We start from the raw sequence: 17916 nt of genomic DNA, 5'->3' as shown, positions 1-17916 counted from the left end.
AAACCACCCTGAGAGCCGCGAGGTTGTCCGTAGAGTGCTTTAAAATTATCCGATAGAGGTATCCGACCCTAAGCTGGAAAACGCGCTGTGCGGCAAAATACGTTGCACGAGCTTTTGGTGTGCGTTACAAAGGCTCCAGAAACGAGAAAAGGGCAGGATTCCCGTCCCGCCCTTTTCAATTCCACAAGCGTCAGAACCGCCCGTGGAAATGCTCATCCGTATGTAGCGCGTACTCTATGCGTTATTCAACAAGCATCGGTCAAGGCGGTTCTTTTCACACAAAAGGACCGCATATATGGCCAAAAGTAACCGAAAACCCTCACGAAAACTGACCGATCTGGACGCGCAGATTATCATCGCACGTCTTGCGACGCAGGAATATCAGAACCGCATTGCGGCTGATTTTGACGTCAATCCTGGAAGGATTTCCGAGATTAAAACCGGGAAAGCGTTTCCTGAGCTTCAGCGCCCTTGGGGGTAATTTTATCAAGGCGGCCTCGTAAGGCCGCCTTGTCCGAAGACATAGGCGTTAGCTCTGATGGCGCGAGGTAAAGGAAAAATCGAGCGCAAGCCAGCCAAGCGGGATCTGCCCTCGAAGGTCTGTCCCGTCTGTCAGCGTCCGTTCACTTGGCGCAAAAAGTGGGCGAAGGACTGGGATCAGGTTCGATATTGTTCCAAGGCGTGTAAAGGCGCCAATTAGAAATTGAAGAACAGATTGGACAAAAAATGCCAATAAAAAAAATTAAAGAAAAAAATGTGTGGAGCTATATCAAATTCTTCTCACTTGTTTTTTCGATTCCAATTTCCATTGTTTCTGTCTTTGTAATGGTTTTTATAATCTGGAATGATTCTGCAGATTCAATATCTTCTTGGGTTTCTGCAGGGGCATCATTTATCAGCGCTATCGCTACGATTGGCGTCGGAGTATTTGCTTACAAAATTGCTCAGAAGCAAAACGACTCAGGTCAGATTGGCGCTTTAATAGATGTTTCTCGGTATTTTTCTGATTCAATAAACTCAAATTTTAATTCAATGGTTGGCGCTTCATCTCAGTCCGTGGCTAACATGGGGTTTCCCTCAAATTACATAGGTGACTACATACAAATGGGGGAGATTATAAAAAACGTATCAAGTGATACGACAGCAGGCACATCAAAAATAGTCTTTAAATCCCTTGTTTCACCCATGGCATGGAACGAATTAGAAACAGGAAAATTACTATGGCATTTTATAGATTATGAACTGACGTATAGAAATTTAGATTTTTCATCACTAAATGATGGTGAAAAAAATATATTCTTTACTGTATATAATCAATATAGAAAGTATCAGGAAATATTTTCCAATTTAATTAATTTAGAAAATAGAGAATTTTGGAATAAGATAGAAGAAAAATTAAAAATAACTTATTAATAATTCAATATTAATTAATTTCGTATTTCTATATAAAATATATAATCTTCCCGCACTTGCAGCAGTCGTACGCCCAACCTGATTTTGTTTTTTGTGTAGTCAATCGTTTGACTCGTACCGCTCCAAAAACGCCTCTATATCCCCATTCATAAGATCCTTCACGCGCTCCTGAAGAACCTCCTCCGACCAGTTCCACCATGCCAGAGCCAGCAATCGTGCGATAACGCTTTCAGAAAAGCGGAATTTGAGCAGCTTGGCCGGGTTGCCTCCTACTATGCCATAGGGGGCGACATCTTTGGTCACGACCGCACCAGCCGCAACAATTGCTCCATCGCCTATCGTGACCCCAGAGAGGATAGTTGCGCCAGATCCAATCCAGACGTCGTTACCGATGACCACATCGCCTTTCGATGAATGGTCCCCTTCCCCTTCTTCAGCTTTCGGCCAGAACTGGGAAAGAGTTTTGAACGGATATGTCGTCACAAGATCGGCGCGGTGATTGCCCAAAGCGATTGTGACATTTGGCCCGATGGAGCAGTAGTCGCCGATTGTGAGGTGAGCTTCCCCAGCTTCCAGGATTAATGGAGACCCATAGGTGTGCGGGCCAACGACCCAGCCCCACTCTGCGATTTGGTATGCGAGGGCGAAGTGCGTCAGCGCAGAAAATGCGTTGTTCCCAAATGACATAACAATGTCCTGTGGAGTTACAGGGTCTCAACGAAAGTCTTCACCCTAAATGGGTTGAGCGCAATGGGTATGTTCGCCAATCATCGTGTCGTTTTGTCCTTGTACAGCCAGCTTAGCCTGTACTATGATTCTGCAATGCAAAAATCCCCGAATGCCCGCGCCGGACTCGGCGATACGATCCGCCAGTTTTCCACTCCCAAACAGACGCGAAAAACGGCGTTCGTTTTGCCGAGAGCAGAGGATAATTCGCCTACGCCTGAGCGGGTGGCGAAGGCCGATTATGAGACGGTCGGATCTGGGAAGAAGGTTCGGCGCGCGAAAGCTACTGTCGTGAACACGCTTCACCTGGCTGGCGATATTACCGGCGATGATGTGGCGTCTGCCAAGAAATGGCAGCGGGAATATGACCTGGCCCGCAATGGCTATTTCGAAGCCCTGCCCGTTTCTGAGCGGCGGCACGTTGAGCAGGAAGAAGCGCTGAAACACGACGCTGTTTCGTGGCTGATCTTTCGCGGGCGTGCGAGCGCTCATCTTCGGGAAGTGTCTAACTCGCTTGGGCTTTGCTCGTTCAAGATCCTGAACTGGATGCTGGTTCAGGAGCTGTCGCTTTCGGCAATGGGTGCCCTGCTTTATCCGGGTGTCAGTCGCGCGCAGGCGAGCCACAAAGTGTCGGGCCGGTGTGCGCATGTTCTTCAGCAACTCACTGAATTTTACGAGCTCAAGCGCAGTCAACGACGAGCTGAGCTTAGGGCGGAGAAAGTGCTTGTACCTGTGTCACAGATGTGAGATTGTTTTTTCACGCTGCGACACCTGCGCCTAGCGTCATCACTGGACAATCAAACTCATGCCGTCACCCATCCAGACTGGATCTGTGGTGTGGTGGCGTAATGGGCGTTATCTCGTAGCCCCGGTCACTGATCGGAGCGTTGCGATTTGCCCGATTGAGGTTGGTCCCTGCCCTCGCCATCGTGCCGATGTGGCGCTGGATTGGTTTGAAGCGCTCAGCCTTCAGGTTGATAGCGGTTATGTAATCAGGTGTGTGCCGTTTGGCGTTCCGGTCTCGTCTGTCGTTTTGGCTGGCGGATTGGCGTTTGGTGCTTTGATGGCGCAGGTTCAGGTGGGGATCTCGAAAGAGGTTCAGGCTCGGGCTTTTGAAATGCGGCATTCCCCATGCGACTGTGAAATTCTCTAAAGTCCGGAGCGAACAATGGCGAACCTAACGCCGAAGCAGGCGCGGTTCGTTGAGGAATACCTTGTCGATCTGAATGCAACTCAGGCTGCTTTGCGTGCCGGGTACAGCCAGAAGACGGCAGCTAAGATCGGCTCTGAAAACCTCCAGAAACCAGAAATTCAAGATGCGATTTCTGAGGCGCAAGGGCGTCGCTCCAAGCGAACGGAAATTACTCAGGACCGGGTCTTGCAAGAGTTGGCCAAGCTTGGCTTTGGCGACATTCGCGATATTTTCTCAGAAAATGGTTCTCTCAAGCATCCAAAAGACATGGATGAGTATGCTGCGGCCCGGATTTCCTCGATTGAGGTGGTGGTAAAGCCCGTTCCTGGTACGCAGGGGCAAGAGGTCGAGCACGTCGCCAAGATTAAGTCTTGGGATAAGCTTGGCGCACTTACTCAACTCGGACGGCATCTCGGGATGTTCAAAGACAAGCTTGAGACGTCCGGAGAAATCGGCATCACCATCACATCGGACGACGACGCGCTGTAAGTATGGTCGCAAAGCTGAACCCCGCGCAGGCTGAAGCAAACCGGCTGCTGGGTTCGCCCGCGACGCATATTCTGCTCCGTGGCGGCTCTCGCTCCGGCAAGACGTTTCTACTGGTGCGGGCTATTGTGATCCGGGCGGTCAAAGCCCCCGGTTCACGGCATGGAATTTTCAGGCACCGGTTTAACGCCCTCAAAGCGACGGTCATCAACGACACCTTCAAGAAGGTGATGCGCCTCTGTTTTCCGGATCTGCCTTACACGCTGAACCAGACTGACTGGTACGTTCGGTTTCCCAACGGCTCAGAGATCCTGTTTCACGGGCTGGACAGTTCAGACCGGACGGAAAAGATCCTCGGTCTGGAATTCGCCACCGTTTACATGAACGAGGCGAGCCAGATCAGTTATGCGGCTCGGAATATGCTGCTAACGCGTCTTGCTCAGAGAACCTGCCTGGCGCCAAAAGAGTACATCGACGCCAACCCGCCTACGACGTCTCACTGGCTGTACGGGGTATTCGAACGCAAGGTCGAGCCGAAATCCGGGCAGCCGCTTCCGAACCCGGAGGCGTATGCGACGATGCAGATCAACCCGGACGCAAACCGGGATAATCTGACGCCGGAATATCTGGCCTTTCTTGAGGGGCTTCCTGAGAAAGAGCGGCAACGCTTCCTCCATGGCAACTACCAGACCGCCATTGAAGGCGCTCTCTGGACGTTGGACCGGATCAAGCGCGATGCTCAGGTAACGAATGCGAACCGGGAGGAAATACTCTCCCGGATGCAGCGCATTGTTGTGTCGGTTGATCCGTCGGGTTGTGCTGGCGAGGAAGACAAGCGTTCTGATGAGATTGGGATTTCCGTTTGCGGGCTGGACCGTGACGGCGTGGGGCGCGTTCTTGCCGATCTGACGGGGCGCATGGGCCCTGCTCAGTGGGCGAAAGCCGCTCTGGATGCCTTGGATCTCTGGAAAGCCGACCGGATCGTTGCCGAGAAGAATTTTGGCGGCGCGATGGTGGAGAACACAATCCGTGCAGTTCGACCGACTGCGCCGGTGAAGCTGGTGACGGCATCGCGCGGCAAGGCTGCTCGGGCTGAGCCTGTGGCGGCACTCTATGAGCAAGGCAAGGTTGTTCATCACGGGCGCTTTCCCGACCTTGAGGACCAAATGTGCCAGTTTTCTGCGGCTGGCTATCAGGGCTCGAAATCACCTGACCGGGCTGATGCTCTGGTTTGGGGCTTAACTGAACTGATGCTTGAAAAGCAGATCGGTCCTGCCGCCTGGCAGCCAACATCATTCTCTCTCGGCCGTTAAGGGCAAGTCATGGACTGGCTATCTCTCAAAAGCACGTATCCGGACCCGAAAGGGCAACCGGCACGATGCGGGCGACTGCTGGCCTTGCGGCGGGTGCTGAACTGTTCGCAGTACGACAGGATACCGAATGACTTCGCCACGGAGCGTAGCGGGGCTGGTGAATATATCCCCCTTTCCCGCCGTCGCCCATCAGTACGAACGAACATGTGCCGAACCGTTGTAGAGGACAGCGTTTCCCTGCTGTTCGGGGATACGCACTGGCCGTCTTTCGTTGCGAATAGTCCTGAGACAGTTGAGGTCCTAACAGCGTTTTCTCATTGTGCAGGCCTGGAACAGCTCTTCAATCAAGCTGCCATTGAGGGTTCGGTTGGGTCTGTCGCCATTCTCGCGGAAGTTGCGGAGAATATCCCTCGCCTGACGCTGCTTGATACGGCGTTTCTAACCCCACATTGGGGCTCGGATAACGGTGAGCTGACGTCCGTCTGTGAGCGATACACCGTCAAAGGTCGTGATCTTGCAGCTCAAGGGTTTGCGATCCCCGAAGACCGAATGGCCGTTGACCACTGGTGGCAGCGGACATGGACCGCCGACGACTGCGAGATCCTCACGCCTTGGCCGGTATCCGCCGATGCCCCGGGCGAGCGGGATAAAAGCCGTTCGGTTCGTCATGGGCTTGGTTTCGTACCGATCGTGTGGATCCGGAACCTTGGCGGCAGTCTCGGTGATCCCGATGGAGACTGCACGTTTGAACGCGCCATCGATACGGTCATTGAGGCGGATTATCTCCTGTCTCAGGCAGGACGTGGCCTGAAATACGGTTCCGACCCGACGCTTGTTCTCAAGACGGGTGCCATGCCTGGCGGACCAGCTCGTGAAGGTGGCGCTTCATCGGCTCTGACTCTCCCGCCCGAGGGAGATGCGAAGCTGCTGGAGATCAACGGCAACGCGGCTGAGGCGGTTCTCGGGCATTACCGGGAATTGCGGGCTATCGTGCTTGAGCAACTCCATGGAAACCGGGCGCATGCCGACAAGATCAGTGCAGCGCAGTCGGGCCGCGCGATGGAGATGATGTGCCTGCCGCTGATCTGGCTGGCTGATCGTCTTCGGCAGTCCTACGGAGCGGGCTTGTGCGATCTGCTCAGGATGATCTGTCAGTTTACGCACGCTGTGAACGATGGCCTCAAGATCGACGGAACGGCCGTCACGAACCTTGACCCGTCTGGGATCGGTTTGCACTGGCCTCCGTGGTTTGCGCCAACCGAGCCTGAACTGCTCCAGCTGGCGCAAGGGTTGGTCACAGCCGTTGATGGCGGCCTGATCAGCAACGAAACGGCTTGCACGATCTATTCAGCCCGCATTGGCATTGCTGATGCTGCGTCAGAGTGGGCGAAGATCCGCGATGAAGTGTCCAAGGGTACCCGTTTAGCTAAAAGTGCTGAAACGACCCGCAAAGACAGCAACGCCGGCAAGACCCTGTCCCATCAGGTGACAGCGTAATCACGCGGCTGATGCCGTAATCCACATGAGGGACTGATGTCCGAAGAAAACCCCGTCGACCCGAACATGGTCCGAGAGCTTGAACGCGCGCGCGCTGATATCAAGGCGATCCGAGCGGAACTGAAAGATGCCCATGCGGACGTTGATCGCGCCCGCAAAGAGCGCGACGGCTTCAAGGGCCAGCTGGAGACCCAGAAGAATGCGTTTGAGGCGCAACTCGCGGAAGCCAAGACGGCCTCGGAAAAGGCCACAGCAGATCACGAAGCGGCGTTGACGCAGCTTAAAACTGCTGGTGAGCGAGCTGTTATGGAAGCGCAGGCAGAAACGCTTGCTACCCGGCTCGGCGCGCATAACCCCGCTGATGTGGTTCGGCTGGTCGATCTTTCAGCGGTCAAGCGTGGTGAAGATGGCAAGTTCGAAGGGCTGACAGAGGCACTTGAGGCCGCGAAAACGGAGCGTGCTTATCTTTTTGGTGAGCCACCGAAAACGGGCGCCGAACAGGGGCGGACGATCACTGCCCCTGCTCCTAAGCCGGGGGCATCTGAGCCAGTCAATGCCCGCACGATGGATGGCAAGGACTATGAAGCGCAGAAGCGCCAGTTCCTCGCCTCCAAGTAATCGAGTTTCCCCGCCTGGCTGATGCTCGGCGTGACTGTGCCTGATGGCACGTAATCAGAATCAACAGACACAGGGACACGCCCAAATGGGTATTGAGAATTTTCCAGTCCAACTTCAGGCCGCCATTCAGCAGGGCTTTCTGGCCCGCGAGTTTGAGAATGGTCTGAAGTCCAAGCTTGGCTTTCGTGCGGCGGCAGACCGCGAGACTTTCAGCGTTGGCATCGGTGAGACAATCACCAAAACCCGTGCAGGCCTCAAGGCTCCTGTCACGACGCCGATGAATCCCACGCAGAACACCAACTTCGATAACGGCCTGACTTCTACGCCGTGGGATGTTGAGCAGTTCTCTCTCACGCTTAATCAGTATGGCGATACGATTGACCTGAACATGGTCACGTCCCGCGTCGGTATCGCCAGCCAGTTTCTGGTCAATGCCAACCGGAACGGTATTCAGGCCATGCAGTCTTTGGACCGCCTTGCACGCAACGCACTGTTTGGCGGTGCCAACAATGGCGTAGGGGGGTATCTGGGCGGCAACACTCGTGTTCGGACAGCACTTACGGCAGCCGGGACATCTGTGGCGGTGGACGATATTCGCGGCTTTGAACGCGTCATCTACAACGGGCAGGTAGTTGGCGTTGGCAGCAGCACGGGTATGACCGTTACTGTCGGATCAGAGGCTTATACGCTGACTGGTGCCACGGCAGACGCCACTAACGTCTCGACCGCCCCGGGCGGCATCTCTGGCACTCTCACATTTTCTGGGAATGTGGCGCAGTCTGATGGAGCTGAAGGACAGCCAGTTATCGCGGCCACAGCCCCTCTTGTTGTGCGCCCCAACGCCCGCACAACCACGGCAGGACTGATTGCCCCAACTGGAACGTATGGCTCTTCGAACTGGGTTCCGGGCGACAACCTAACGATGGATTGCATCAATCAGGCTGTTGCACAGCTTCAGAACAACAATGTGCCGATGATTGACGGGGCGTATCACGTTCATCTGGACAATTCGCAGCTTCGCGGGCTGTTTCGTGATCCAGACTTCAAGTACCTGTATCGCGGCGCTTACGGGTCCGAGGCTTACCGCGACGGCACGATCATTGAACTGCTCGGTGCTCGCTTCATTCCGACGACTGAAGCCCCGCAGCAGACTTCTCTGGGCGCAGGCGCAATCCACCGCGCTCTGGTTCTGGGTCAGGGTGCTCTTGTTGAGGGCAACTTCCAGGGGACCGGTTATTCCGATCTGCCGGATGCAGATAGCGCGCTGATCGAGATGGTGGACAGTGTGGCTATGGTCACTCGTGAGCCGCTGGATCGTCTGCGTCAGATCATTGCGCAGTCATGGTACTGGATCGGCGGTTTCGCGCTGCCTACGGACGTGACGGCAAGCACAACTGTCATTCCTACGGCAAGCAACAGCTACCTGAAGCGTGGCGTTGTGATCGAGACACTGTAATGGCCCGCCGTCCTAACGTCAGGGCGGCAACCATAGGGGGAAGTAGTGACGCTCCCCCTCTCCCGCCTTCAATTCGTCTAACATCGCCGCACGGCTTCATTGAGGCAGTTCACAACAAAGGCGTGTTTCACTGGGAAGCGGGTGAGGTTGTCACTAATCCCGTCACGATTGCTCTACTGATTGAGCGCGGGGCCAACTGGGAGCCTGTTGAATGTCTGGAAGTGCCAGCCTCACCACAGGACCACTGACGGATGCCGAGAAAACGGACATTCGCCGCTTTCTCGGTTATCCCGCAATCGGGTCCGATGCGTCCGGCCGGTCATCGTGGCGTTTTTTCGAGGCGTATGGGCAGAACGAATGGCGGATGAACAATCTTGCCGCTCCGGAATTGCAGCAGGTCCGGCTTTATCTGTCTCAGCTTTATCCGCTTGAAACGGCCATTCTCGGGGCGTCTGACAATCTCGACACGGACAGGGCTGCTGTCTGGCAGCACAATCGCAACGAGGTGTCGGACCGGATGGGACTTTACGATCTCTGGCGTCGTCGCCTCTGCGGGTTCCTCGGAATACTGCCAGGACCTGACCTGCAAAACTCGTCTTCTCAAATCATCATCTGAGGTGAGATATGGAAAATCTTGACGATCCGGTCATCACGACCGCGACCGGCTACGCCATTCCGCGTACTGCCTGGGCTCATATCCGGGACGGCTTCGTGGTGGCTATCGCGCAGACCTACGATCACCTGAAGCACCCGTTCGGTGACGTTGCAGAGGCTAAGCCGGGGAATGTTCCACTTGAAGGCGAGACTGTGATCCGCGTCACGGGCTCCAATGCTGCCGTCGGCCACCTTGTGGACAGCAAGGGGAACCTGACGCCGGCAGAGGGACGCACGACCGCGCTTTCTCCGGGCCAGCCAGCCTATCATGAGGGAGTTGTGCCGGAAGCGGTGCCGGTCAGTACTCCTGAAGAGGTTGAGCCAGAACCGGCGCCTGAGATTCCTCCACCCGATAAGCCCGAAGGGGAATAACCCATGGATCAGGCTCGATTGCAGGCCCTGACGGCGCGTGGCTACGGCAAGGCTGCCAAGCGCATCGGGGCTGAGACGATCCAGTATCGTCCGACGAGCCTGATTGATCCCCTCGCCTCGCCGCACGCGTCGTTTCTGGCAGCGTTCAACAACGATGCCGGGTTCTCGTTCAAGGCTCCGACGCTGTGGGGAAAACCCGCTGTGTTCGGGCTGTTCGATACGACGGACGTGCAGGCCGGGGATATTCTTGTCACGGGCGGCGAGAACTATTTTGTTGCTCGTTTCGAGGCGTTCCAGCCGCCGTTGTGTATCCTGTGTGACCGAACGATTTCCCTGTTTGGGAATGCGTCGTCAGGGGATGGCGCGACGGGGGATGAGAGTTCGTCCGCCTGCCCGCTGGCTGGGTATCAGGACGATTACGGCACATCCGGAGGCGGTAGTGCGTCTGCCGTGGCCTCAGGGTGGCCCTGCTCCATCCTGCTAAAAGGTAGCGGCGAGGCGTCTGGTAGCTCTATTCCGGGCGCCATCAAGGCTGCGGTCTATCAGCTTCTCTTGCCAGTCATGCCCGGATTTAACCCGCAGGTTTATATGACGGCGACTGACGATCTGGGGCGCTCCTATGTGATCGAGGGCGTTGAAGTCTCGCAATACGGGACGAAATGCCTCATGCGCGTTCAGCAGGTGTGACGTGGCAGATATCGGAACGACTTCTACCGCACTGGCGATGACGCTGGCTGGTCTGGTTTACCCGAATGGCCTGACAGGCTCATCCATCAGCGGGCGACGCACAATTATCCGGCGCGGATGGCTGCTGCCCTCTGATCAGACTGGGGCGTGCGGTCTCAGTAAGGGCGTTGATTACGTCACTGTCATGCCGATGGGATCCAGCTACAAGCGCATTGATAGCGCGCTGGATTACCCGTGGCGGACGGTCTCTATTTCGGGCTGCACGGTGATCCTCGCCGTGGACGACAACACTCTGACGGTGTCGATCCCGGATGATGTCACGCCTGCTGGTATCGTGGGCGCTCAGATCCTGTTTCAGGACGGAAGTGACACGCCAAACGCAACGTCTGTGTCGTACGCTGTCACAGCTGATGATACGGCCGTTACGATCGCTATGGCGCTAGCTCAGCAGGTCGAAGAAGCCTACCCGCGTGGGGCGACGGTCATCGTGCCAAATGCCCGTCAGATCATCGCGCGGACAGGCGGGATTGGCACACAGAAGCGAGTTACACGACGACAGGAGACACTGTTTCGGGTCTCGCTCTGGTCTGGCTCGTGGAAAGGGCGTGATGCTCTCGGGTCCGCTCTTGAAGCCGCAGCTTCGGCGGAATGGTTCATCCCGAACACGGACGGCACATTTTCGCAGATCAAGTTTGCGGGCGCCCAGGACGTCGACACCCAACAAACAAGCAGCATCTACCGCCGCGACCTGCTCTGGAAAGTGACCTACGACACGGTCCAGACACAGGCCGCGCCTCAGATGCTGTGGGGCATTGGGAACAACAACGTCGTAACGCATGCGGGTCTGGCGCTTCATTCGTTCGGCTCAGTCCTGCCGACAACGGGCGTTCTCACGGACAATTTCGAGACAGTTTATCTGGATGCGGCGGGCAACCTCGTGTTGCTGGCACAGCAGCCCTACTCCGGCCTGGCGATGGACGCGGCTGGGAACGTGATCGAGGACGCTGGCGGCAATCTGGCTGCGTTCCCCCAATAGCGAGAAAAAAACATGAGCGAGACAGTATTGTCTGGCGGGAGCGTGTCTTCTGCCAGCGCTAGTTCAAGCACGTCTAGTGCGGCGGTGACGAGCGGTGGCACTGCCGTGACGTCGGGTGGAACGTCCTCTGACGCAACGGGATCGGCAACGTCCGGGTCTGACACCACTGCCGTGACCTACGTCGTTGTCAGTGGAGGTTACGGGTTCGATGTGGGTCAGCAGATCTCCACCACGGACGATCCAGAGATCCGCAATTACGCCGTTCCGGTTTCAGGAGAATAATCCGTGGTTAAAATTTATCAGGCCGGTTCGCTGAACACGACGGGGCTGACTGTCCCTGCCATGTACGTGCAGATTGTTCAGCCGCAGACTGTCATCAACGGCGTGTCCTCCAACCGTCTCGGCGTTGTCGGTACGGCCTCGTGGGGCGCAGTCGGCAAGCCGGTCATCATCGGCGGCATGGGCGACTATCTGGCCGCATTTGGCACCAAGCAGGCTCTAGCCACGAATATCGGCGTTGCTGTGAATGTGGCGTTGCTACAGGGTGCCAGCGATTTCCGCTGCGTTCGCGTGACAGATGGCACTGACAAAGCAGCTACAGGGACGCTTGGAACGGTCGGGCTTACTGCGGTCTGCACTGGCGTGGCCGGTAACGCCATCACGGCAACACTCGTAGCGGGATCGGGGAGCAATTACGTCCTGACTGTCTCCCATGCAACGTTCGGAACATCGAGCTATACGGGCACAACCTGGACAGAAATCGCAGCCGCTCTCGTTGCAGACGCGTCCGCTCTGGTGGTTGCGACTGTTCCAAGCACGGTCCCTGCGCTGGCTGCTGGCACTGTCACGTTCTCAGGCGGATCCGATGGCGGCGCGCCAACGACAACTCAGTTTCTCGGGACTGACGGTACAGCAAACCGGACAGGCATGTATGCGCTGCGTAATACCGGCTGCGCGATCGGCCTCCTTGCCGGGCTGACAGATACGTCTTCGTGGACCACCCAGCAGCAGTATGGCCTTGGCGAAGGCACATACATGGTGACGTCGTTTGTGTCCGGCATGTCTGTTGCCAACGCCTTGACGGGTCTTGCCTCCGCTGGCGTGACTGGCTCCTACTCGCTAAAGGTCATGCACGGCGACTGGCTATATTGGAACGACGACACGAATGGCATTATGCTGGTTCCGCCGTCCCTGTTTGCTGCTGGTAAGCTGGCCGCGCTGTCGCCTGAGCAGTCAAGCCTTAACAAGGCGTTGGCCGGAATTGTCGGGAGCCAGAAATCAGGCCTCACATCCGTCGGTCAGGCGCTGACGTATTCCGACGCGGAACTGACGGCGCTGTTCGGGGTCGGGATTGACGTCATCGCCAACCCTTCTCCGGGCGGTTCGTACTGGTCGTGCCGATTGGGCCACAATACGTCGTCCAGCGCGGCGGTCAGTGGCGACAATTACACGCGCCTGACCAACTACATTGCCGAAACGCTTGCCACTGGAATGGGCGTCTATATCGGCGAGGTGATCAACGACGATCTGTTCGGAGACGTTCGGGCCACGCTGCTCGGCTTCCTGAAGACGATGCTTGATGCAGGACTGCTGGGTCTTTACGGCGGAGCAATCCCCTACACGGTTGTTTGCGATACCTCGAACAACACGCAGGACCGGACTGCGCTTGGTTATCTCCAGGCTGACGTAGCCGTTCGGTATCAGGGCATCGTTGAGAAATTCATCGTCAACTTGCAGGGCGGAACGACCGTCACTGTCACGACCAGCAGCGGGAGCTAAGTGATGGCAAATCCGTATAGTATTGGCCGGGATTGCCGGATCACCCTGCTTTGGAATGGCACTCGCGTTGATCTGCGAGACGTCACGCGCTTTCAGGCCAATCAGGAAGTGCGCCAGCAGCGCGCAGACCCGCTTAATTCCACACCGGTCGAGTTCAACACACCGAACGGCTGGCGCGGCTCGTTTCAGATTGCGCGAGCCAATGCGGGTCTGGATAATCTGGTGGCGGCTATCGAAAGCAGTTTCTGGAACGCCGGAACCATCAATACTGGCAAGATCTACCAGTACGTCCGAGAGCCTGATGGCACCACAACGACGTGGGAGTTCTCCAGTGTGTCGTTCTCCCTCACCACTGACCCGTGGCAGGCCGAGGGCATGGTTCATCAGACCTGTAACTTCTTCGCTTCAACCAGGACAAAAATCTCGTGAGTATTCCTTCTGAAATCACTCTCCCTGATGGCCGCAAGCTGGGACTCAAGGAGATCGATCCGGGCGATATGCTGGATCTCATCGAGGCTGCTGGTTCGGCTATGTCGGGTGCGGCTGCGGGTGCATGGCTTGGTTATGCGCAGATGATTGCTACCGTCACGAGCGTGGATGGCGTTCCTGTTCAATTTCCTTCCACCAAAGATGAGGTGAAAGAATTGGCGCGCAAGATCGGCAACACTGGCGTCGTTGAGCTTCAGAAGATGCTCTCGCCTGAAGGTGCCGACGAGGCCGCGAAAGACACGGCAAAAAACTGAGCCGGTCCCCGCTGTTTCAGGAGCTGCTGTTTCTGGCAGACCACGGGATAGCGTGGGACGTGGCTAAAGGCTGGTCCAATGCCCGGAGAATGGCCGCTTGCGTGGCGCTCCGGGAAATGAACGGCGAAGTGTGCGACTGGGACACCATGACATTCCATCGGAGGGGCGGATGAGGCAGTTCAAAGACATTGCTTCGTTTCAGCAGTTCATGCGTGAACGCGTGCTGCCCGCCCTTCCCGCTGCCGTTCATCGCGGCGTGCAGGATGGTGCAGACCGGATCAAAACCGAGACGCAGGCTCAGCTTGGTCACTACCTCGATGGGCCAGAGAGTGGGTTGCCTACCGCGTCATTGGCTGACAGCACGATTGATGACCGTATTCGCCAGGGATTTACCCCAGACGATCCCGGCTTGCGGACGGGCGACATGCGCGACAGCTACGGGACACGCGTGTCAGAACCGGCTTTGCGGGTTCACGCTTCTATCGGATCGGACGACATCAAGGCCGTTGTGTTCGAGATGGGTCGATTGGAACAGACCAACTATCAGCCCCCTCGCCCCGAATTGGCGGTCGCAGCGCATCGAAATGAGGATTGTGTGGCTCAGGGGATAGCCAAGGTTATTGTTCGAGTGCTTCAGGGAAGGCCGCTGCCGAATATGCGCCTTGATGAAGATGAGATTTGAAGGCCTTGCGTCTAAAGCGGAATCCGAGTGTTGGTCATATTCGTTAACAAATAGACATTATTTGTTGCATAGACTCGAAAACCTGTGACCAGAATTGGTTGTCGTCATGAGCGGCAAACAGCAACTCAGAGAGTGAACGTCATGAAGAAAAGAATCTTGCTGCTTCAAGTGTTTCTTTTTGCTCTGACTGCGGGCAGCCTTATCTCTGCACCCGCTGCGCATGCAGCGGATGATTCTTGTCCTGTGAAACCTTATATCTACATTTGCCCGGAGACTGGAGAGCCGGTCTACCCGCCTGGAAAGCCCCATCCTAATCCAGGATTCTCACAATAAGAGCCTGAATCTTCTCTTAGAAGCTGCCCTCACAGGGCGGCTTTTTTTTGGACCGCTTGGTGGGAAGAGGCTCACCTCCGTCACGGTCATACATTCCCTCTTCCCAGCAGAGTGTGCATCTCAACCTCAACGCCTTTCCCTCTAGAGGAACGCGTATGGGCTGGCGGCAGTGAATGCACGCACGTTTGACGCCTGGTGTTCTCCTGATTCCGTCTGCATCAACGCCAAGCCTCTCTGTAAGAGATCCAAGATTGTCGGCTTCGACCAGAGCCACCTTGGTGGCCGCGGCTAATTTTCGACATGCCGCCGTAAACCCTGAGTTGCAAACGACAGCCGCATGGGTCGCACGGTGATAATGCAGCGAGGCGAAGACTTCCTGCACGCATTTTGGCCCGACAGGCTTGCTGTAATATTTGCATTGGATCGCAACGACTGACTTTCCAGTGGTCGCCAGAAGGTCGCAGCCAAAATCTCCAGCAGCGCCAATGTGGCGAACGCTCCAGCCACGAATTTGGAGTTGATCAAAACAGTATCGCTCGAAATCCAAGCCTGTTTTCACGTTAGGAATCATCATGAGCATCGAAGCCTATCAGATCGGCGTATCCTTTGTCGCGGATGCAACGAAGGTTTCTGGCCCAATTGGCGAGATGCTGCGTGGAATGGATCGCATTCTTGAGCGCCAGAAAGATGTGAACATGGGGTTTGTCTCCATGGTTTCGTCTCTCGGTGGCGCTCGTCGGCTCGCTGGTGGGCTGGCGTCTGATTTGGAACGTGCCGCAAAAGCCGCTCGGGATGTAGCGTCTGCCTCTGGGCGGTTTCGTCAGGCCTCGGCCTCTTCTGGTAGTGCTTCGACAGGTAGCAATCAGGGAACTTCAACCCGCACTTCCAGTCGGCCTTCAGCGGCCAATATGGCATTAAGCGCAGCAACCGCAGCTCAGCGGGCTCCTTCATTTGTCGCTACTGGAAATTACGTCACGCCGTTCCCCGCAGCGGCTGAAGGGCTGCCAGGACGTCCTCAGCTATTGTTGCCCGCTCCCAGAGCGCCTGGAACCGGCGTCGCTGTCATCCCAGGCTTTGGGGCGTCGGGCTCCGGCGACCTGAACTTCAAGTACAGGAATACCTATCGCTCACAGCCGAGCGCAGCAGACACGATCTACGATAACGGATATCGGCCAGATTTCGCGCTGCATGGCGCGCCCTATGGACCGCAGGGATGGCATGACTTTGACGAACCTTTTTTTGATGGCGAAGCGCCTCGAGAGTCTCGCCTTTCTCGAATGCGCAGAGGCACCCGAACAGCTGTAAGAGCTGCCCGATCTGGGGCGATGACTGGAGCGCGCGCACTTGGGAGCATGCGCGTTCCCCGTGAACATCATGTCCTCACATTGCCTGAAATGTTCGCTGGCTATCTTGGCTGGCACGTCCTGAGTTCTGGATTTGAGCAGGCTGGAGCCTATGATCAGACTTTCTTGTCTATGTCTGGCGACCCAAAGGTGAATATTGCCGCGTTGCGTACACAAGCTGATCGCATCAGACGGACAAACCCTTATATCAATGCCCCAGATTCAGCCACGCTTGTGTCAGAAGCCTACGACTTGTCGGGTGGACGGATGGGCGAAGTGCCTGCGATCGCAGATATCTTGAGCCGTGTTGATCGCTCTTTTCAGCTTCTTGGAAAGGATGGGCCAGCTGCGCTCAGAGAGAGTGCGAACTTTGTTCGGGCGCAGGATATCTCAAATCGATTCTACAATCCCGCTACAGGGCAGTTCGATGCAGGACGCGCGAATGCGTCCACGGATTCCGCTATGGGAATGATCTTCGCCAATCGGCAGTTCATGCAGGGGAAGAATTTCTTTCAGTTCAGCCGCTCAGCAGGTGCTGCGGCACAGCAGATGAGCGATACGGGCATGTTCAATCTCGCCCACTTTATCGACATCGCCCCTGCCAAGGCCGGCATGCAGGTGCGGTCTCTTGAAAACCTTTTTGGCGGCTTTCATCCGCGCATGAAAAATGCCGACTTTGAATATTTCCAGAGTCTTGGCCTTGTCGGTCGAAATGGTCAGTTCAAAGGTCAACAGGAGCTATACTCAGATCCAATCGGTTGGATTACGCAGAATATTGCTCCCCTGCTTCCCCGTCATCCGGAGTTGCTCGGAATGATCCAGCGCATGAACGTCTCGGATCTCGTTAATGAGACCTACGGAGCAAGCGGAAATGTTGCCAGACAGGCTGCTGCGGCTCGAAGGACTAATGCCACAGCATCGGTTAATGCATTGGAGGGAGGCTCAAAAGCTGCGCAGCAGCGGACAGAAATTGCATGGGAGCGCTTTGAGTTTTCGCTTGGGCAGTTCGCTCAGGGGCCGGGAATCAAGGTTCTGAACAGCTTGACGGACGCACTGAACAACACATCAGCGTACATGGCAGCCCACCCAACTGACATGAGCCGAATGGCAGGGCAGATAGGAGATTTTGCCAAGGGCATGGTTGGGGCCGCTACGCTGATAAGTAAAGCGGTATCGATCGTGCCTTCATGGCTTTGGGAGCTTGGCCTGAGTGCTGCAGTTGGCGGCCGTGTCGCAGGCCCATGGGGAGCTACTGCGGCGGTTACGGCAACAGGAACTCACCTTCTAGCCAATCAAGCTAGAGGCCTCGACCATCGATACGGGTACGACAACCCTAACTACCACCTGACGTGGAAGGATAAACTTGATCCATTCCAGCTCTTCCATACGTCGGAAAAAGCTACACAGTCAGGCCAGCCCATCCAGGTAAACCTCCAGATCGGCGGCCAGCAGGTGGCGTCCGTTCTGGTCCCGCACATTGAAGCCAAGATGACCGCAAACGCGCAGAAAGAAAGCCGGGCCAGCAACGGGATGTATGATTCGTGGGCTGGCGTGAGTTTACCGGGGGTTAGCGGGGGGCGGTGATG

At 56.1% G+C, this 17916-nt stretch carries 23 protein-coding genes; 21 read left to right on the top strand and 2 right to left on the bottom strand.

Features of this window, described 5'->3' with window-relative positions:
* Nucleotides 1-295: 295 nt before the first annotated feature.
* From J4P41_RS07360 to J4P41_RS07350, 3 genes are read left to right on the top strand one after another with little or no spacing between them, the layout of a single operon-like run.
* Nucleotides 296-481: a hypothetical protein gene (locus J4P41_RS07360; RefSeq protein WP_211568453.1), complete on the top strand. Its 186-nt coding sequence runs from the start codon at nucleotides 296-298 to the stop codon at nucleotides 479-481.
* Between the two features lie 57 nt (nucleotides 482-538).
* Nucleotides 539-700: a DUF2256 domain-containing protein gene (locus tag J4P41_RS07355; protein ID WP_426066615.1), complete on the top strand. Its 162-nt coding sequence runs from the start codon at nucleotides 539-541 to the stop codon at nucleotides 698-700.
* Nucleotides 701-726: 26 nt separating this feature from the next.
* Nucleotides 727-1413 (top strand): hypothetical protein, encoded by a 687-nt coding sequence (locus J4P41_RS07350; protein WP_426066614.1) that lies wholly within the window; start codon nucleotides 727-729, stop codon nucleotides 1411-1413.
* A 99-nt stretch (nucleotides 1414-1512) separates the two neighbouring features.
* Here J4P41_RS07350 and J4P41_RS07345 read toward each other — a convergent pair whose 3' ends face one another.
* A complete protein-coding gene (locus J4P41_RS07345; protein WP_426066613.1) occupies nucleotides 1513-2100 on the bottom strand; it encodes a CatB-related O-acetyltransferase in 588 nt (195 codons plus the stop codon).
* Between the two features lie 135 nt (nucleotides 2101-2235).
* On the opposite strand from J4P41_RS07345, the gene J4P41_RS07340 reads away from it, so the two are divergent.
* From J4P41_RS07340 to J4P41_RS07260, 17 genes are all read left to right on the top strand, one after another.
* The gene (locus J4P41_RS07340; RefSeq protein WP_156472215.1) at nucleotides 2236-2886 is read left to right on the top strand and encodes a hypothetical protein; all 651 of its coding nucleotides are present in this window, start codon (nucleotides 2236-2238) and stop codon (nucleotides 2884-2886) included.
* Nucleotides 2887-2944: 58 nt separating this feature from the next.
* On the top strand, nucleotides 2945-3292 hold the full coding sequence (locus J4P41_RS07335; RefSeq protein ID WP_426066612.1) for a hypothetical protein: 348 nt from the start codon (nucleotides 2945-2947) through the stop codon (nucleotides 3290-3292).
* A gap of 15 nt (nucleotides 3293-3307) precedes the next feature.
* Nucleotides 3308-3820, top strand: a complete 513-nt coding sequence (locus J4P41_RS07330; protein WP_426066611.1) for a terminase small subunit — start codon at nucleotides 3308-3310, stop codon at nucleotides 3818-3820.
* Nucleotides 3821-3822: 2 nt separating this feature from the next.
* Nucleotides 3823-5130, top strand: a complete 1308-nt coding sequence (locus J4P41_RS07325; protein ID WP_426066610.1) for a phage terminase large subunit — start codon at nucleotides 3823-3825, stop codon at nucleotides 5128-5130.
* A 9-nt stretch (nucleotides 5131-5139) separates the two neighbouring features.
* Nucleotides 5140-6627 (top strand): phage portal protein, encoded by a 1488-nt coding sequence (locus J4P41_RS07320; protein ID WP_426066609.1) that lies wholly within the window; start codon nucleotides 5140-5142, stop codon nucleotides 6625-6627.
* A gap of 36 nt (nucleotides 6628-6663) precedes the next feature.
* Entirely contained in the window at nucleotides 6664-7245 is a 582-nt protein-coding gene (locus J4P41_RS07315; RefSeq protein ID WP_426066608.1) for a phage scaffolding protein, read from the top strand.
* A gap of 85 nt (nucleotides 7246-7330) precedes the next feature.
* Nucleotides 7331-8701, top strand: coding sequence for a DUF4043 domain-containing protein (locus tag J4P41_RS07310; protein ID WP_211568436.1), 1371 nt, complete (start codon nucleotides 7331-7333; stop codon nucleotides 8699-8701).
* Nucleotides 8701-8949, top strand: a complete 249-nt coding sequence (locus tag J4P41_RS07305; protein WP_426066607.1) for a hypothetical protein — start codon at nucleotides 8701-8703, stop codon at nucleotides 8947-8949. The genes J4P41_RS07310 and J4P41_RS07305 overlap by 1 nt, the downstream gene beginning before the upstream one ends.
* Nucleotides 8913-9317: a hypothetical protein gene (locus J4P41_RS07300; protein WP_023942239.1), complete on the top strand. Its 405-nt coding sequence runs from the start codon at nucleotides 8913-8915 to the stop codon at nucleotides 9315-9317. Before J4P41_RS07305 ends, J4P41_RS07300 begins: the two co-directional genes overlap by 37 nt.
* An 8-nt stretch (nucleotides 9318-9325) precedes the next feature.
* Nucleotides 9326-9727 carry a hypothetical protein gene (locus J4P41_RS07295; protein WP_023942238.1) on the top strand — a complete coding sequence of 134 codons (402 nt, stop codon included), beginning with the start codon at nucleotides 9326-9328 and terminating at the stop codon, nucleotides 9725-9727.
* 3 nt (nucleotides 9728-9730) lie between these two features.
* A complete protein-coding gene (locus J4P41_RS07290; protein WP_426066606.1) occupies nucleotides 9731-10414 on the top strand; it encodes a hypothetical protein in 684 nt (227 codons plus the stop codon).
* 1 nt (nucleotide 10415) lies between these two features.
* Nucleotides 10416-11450: a hypothetical protein gene (locus J4P41_RS07285; RefSeq protein ID WP_426066605.1), complete on the top strand. Its 1035-nt coding sequence runs from the start codon at nucleotides 10416-10418 to the stop codon at nucleotides 11448-11450.
* Nucleotides 11451-11462: 12 nt separating this feature from the next.
* Nucleotides 11463-11732, top strand: a complete 270-nt coding sequence (locus J4P41_RS07280) for a hypothetical protein (protein ID WP_426066604.1) — start codon at nucleotides 11463-11465, stop codon at nucleotides 11730-11732.
* 3 nt (nucleotides 11733-11735) lie between these two features.
* Complete coding sequence (locus tag J4P41_RS07275; protein ID WP_426066603.1) at nucleotides 11736-13229, top strand: phage tail protein; 1494 nt, start codon at nucleotides 11736-11738, stop codon at nucleotides 13227-13229.
* A gap of 3 nt (nucleotides 13230-13232) precedes the next feature.
* Nucleotides 13233-13658: a hypothetical protein gene (locus tag J4P41_RS07270; protein ID WP_426066602.1), complete on the top strand. Its 426-nt coding sequence runs from the start codon at nucleotides 13233-13235 to the stop codon at nucleotides 13656-13658.
* Nucleotides 13655-13972: a hypothetical protein gene (locus J4P41_RS07265; protein WP_426066601.1), complete on the top strand. Its 318-nt coding sequence runs from the start codon at nucleotides 13655-13657 to the stop codon at nucleotides 13970-13972. Before J4P41_RS07270 ends, J4P41_RS07265 begins: the two co-directional genes overlap by 4 nt.
* 169 nt (nucleotides 13973-14141) lie before the next feature.
* A complete protein-coding gene (locus J4P41_RS07260; RefSeq protein WP_426066600.1) occupies nucleotides 14142-14654 on the top strand; it encodes a hypothetical protein in 513 nt (170 codons plus the stop codon).
* Between the two features lie 349 nt (nucleotides 14655-15003).
* On the opposite strand, the gene J4P41_RS07255 is transcribed toward J4P41_RS07260, so the two are convergent.
* Complete coding sequence (locus tag J4P41_RS07255; RefSeq protein ID WP_426066599.1) at nucleotides 15004-15561, bottom strand: restriction endonuclease; 558 nt, start codon at nucleotides 15559-15561, stop codon at nucleotides 15004-15006.
* On the opposite strand from J4P41_RS07255, the gene J4P41_RS07250 reads away from it, so the two are divergent.
* Entirely contained in the window at nucleotides 15560-17914 is a 2355-nt protein-coding gene (locus J4P41_RS07250) for a hypothetical protein (protein WP_426066598.1), read from the top strand. The genes J4P41_RS07255 and J4P41_RS07250 overlap by 2 nt on opposite strands.
* Nucleotides 17915-17916 lie beyond the last annotated feature (2 nt).

The organism is Gluconobacter sp. NFX36 (assembly GCF_049887835.1).
GTDB lineage: Bacteria > Pseudomonadota > Alphaproteobacteria > Acetobacterales > Acetobacteraceae > Gluconobacter > Gluconobacter japonicus_A.
The sequence above is the reverse complement of the archived record's forward strand: the minus strand, read 5'-3'. Positions and strand labels throughout refer to the sequence as shown.

Coding starts and splice junctions, on each gene's coding strand:
- J4P41_RS07360 (WP_211568453.1), top strand. CDS start 296: ATGGCCAAAAGTAACCGAAAACCCTCACGAAAACTGACCGATCTGGAC.
- J4P41_RS07355 (WP_426066615.1), top strand. CDS start 539: ATGGCGCGAGGTAAAGGAAAAATCGAGCGCAAGCCAGCCAAGCGGGAT.
- J4P41_RS07350 (WP_426066614.1), top strand. CDS start 727: ATGCCAATAAAAAAAATTAAAGAAAAAAATGTGTGGAGCTATATCAAA.
- J4P41_RS07345 (WP_426066613.1), bottom strand. CDS start 2,100: ATGTCATTTGGGAACAACGCATTTTCTGCGCTGACGCACTTCGCCCTC.
- J4P41_RS07340 (WP_156472215.1), top strand. CDS start 2,236: ATGCAAAAATCCCCGAATGCCCGCGCCGGACTCGGCGATACGATCCGC.
- J4P41_RS07335 (WP_426066612.1), top strand. CDS start 2,945: ATGCCGTCACCCATCCAGACTGGATCTGTGGTGTGGTGGCGTAATGGG.
- J4P41_RS07330 (WP_426066611.1), top strand. CDS start 3,308: ATGGCGAACCTAACGCCGAAGCAGGCGCGGTTCGTTGAGGAATACCTT.
- J4P41_RS07325 (WP_426066610.1), top strand. CDS start 3,823: ATGGTCGCAAAGCTGAACCCCGCGCAGGCTGAAGCAAACCGGCTGCTG.
- J4P41_RS07320 (WP_426066609.1), top strand. CDS start 5,140: ATGGACTGGCTATCTCTCAAAAGCACGTATCCGGACCCGAAAGGGCAA.
- J4P41_RS07315 (WP_426066608.1), top strand. CDS start 6,664: ATGTCCGAAGAAAACCCCGTCGACCCGAACATGGTCCGAGAGCTTGAA.
- J4P41_RS07310 (WP_211568436.1), top strand. CDS start 7,331: ATGGGTATTGAGAATTTTCCAGTCCAACTTCAGGCCGCCATTCAGCAG.
- J4P41_RS07305 (WP_426066607.1), top strand. CDS start 8,701: ATGGCCCGCCGTCCTAACGTCAGGGCGGCAACCATAGGGGGAAGTAGT.
- J4P41_RS07300 (WP_023942239.1), top strand. CDS start 8,913: ATGTCTGGAAGTGCCAGCCTCACCACAGGACCACTGACGGATGCCGAG.
- J4P41_RS07295 (WP_023942238.1), top strand. CDS start 9,326: ATGGAAAATCTTGACGATCCGGTCATCACGACCGCGACCGGCTACGCC.
- J4P41_RS07290 (WP_426066606.1), top strand. CDS start 9,731: ATGGATCAGGCTCGATTGCAGGCCCTGACGGCGCGTGGCTACGGCAAG.
- J4P41_RS07280 (WP_426066604.1), top strand. CDS start 11,463: ATGAGCGAGACAGTATTGTCTGGCGGGAGCGTGTCTTCTGCCAGCGCT.
- J4P41_RS07270 (WP_426066602.1), top strand. CDS start 13,233: ATGGCAAATCCGTATAGTATTGGCCGGGATTGCCGGATCACCCTGCTT.
- J4P41_RS07260 (WP_426066600.1), top strand. CDS start 14,142: ATGAGGCAGTTCAAAGACATTGCTTCGTTTCAGCAGTTCATGCGTGAA.
- J4P41_RS07250 (WP_426066598.1), top strand. CDS start 15,560: ATGAGCATCGAAGCCTATCAGATCGGCGTATCCTTTGTCGCGGATGCA.
- J4P41_RS07255 (WP_426066599.1), bottom strand. CDS start 15,561: ATGATGATTCCTAACGTGAAAACAGGCTTGGATTTCGAGCGATACTGT.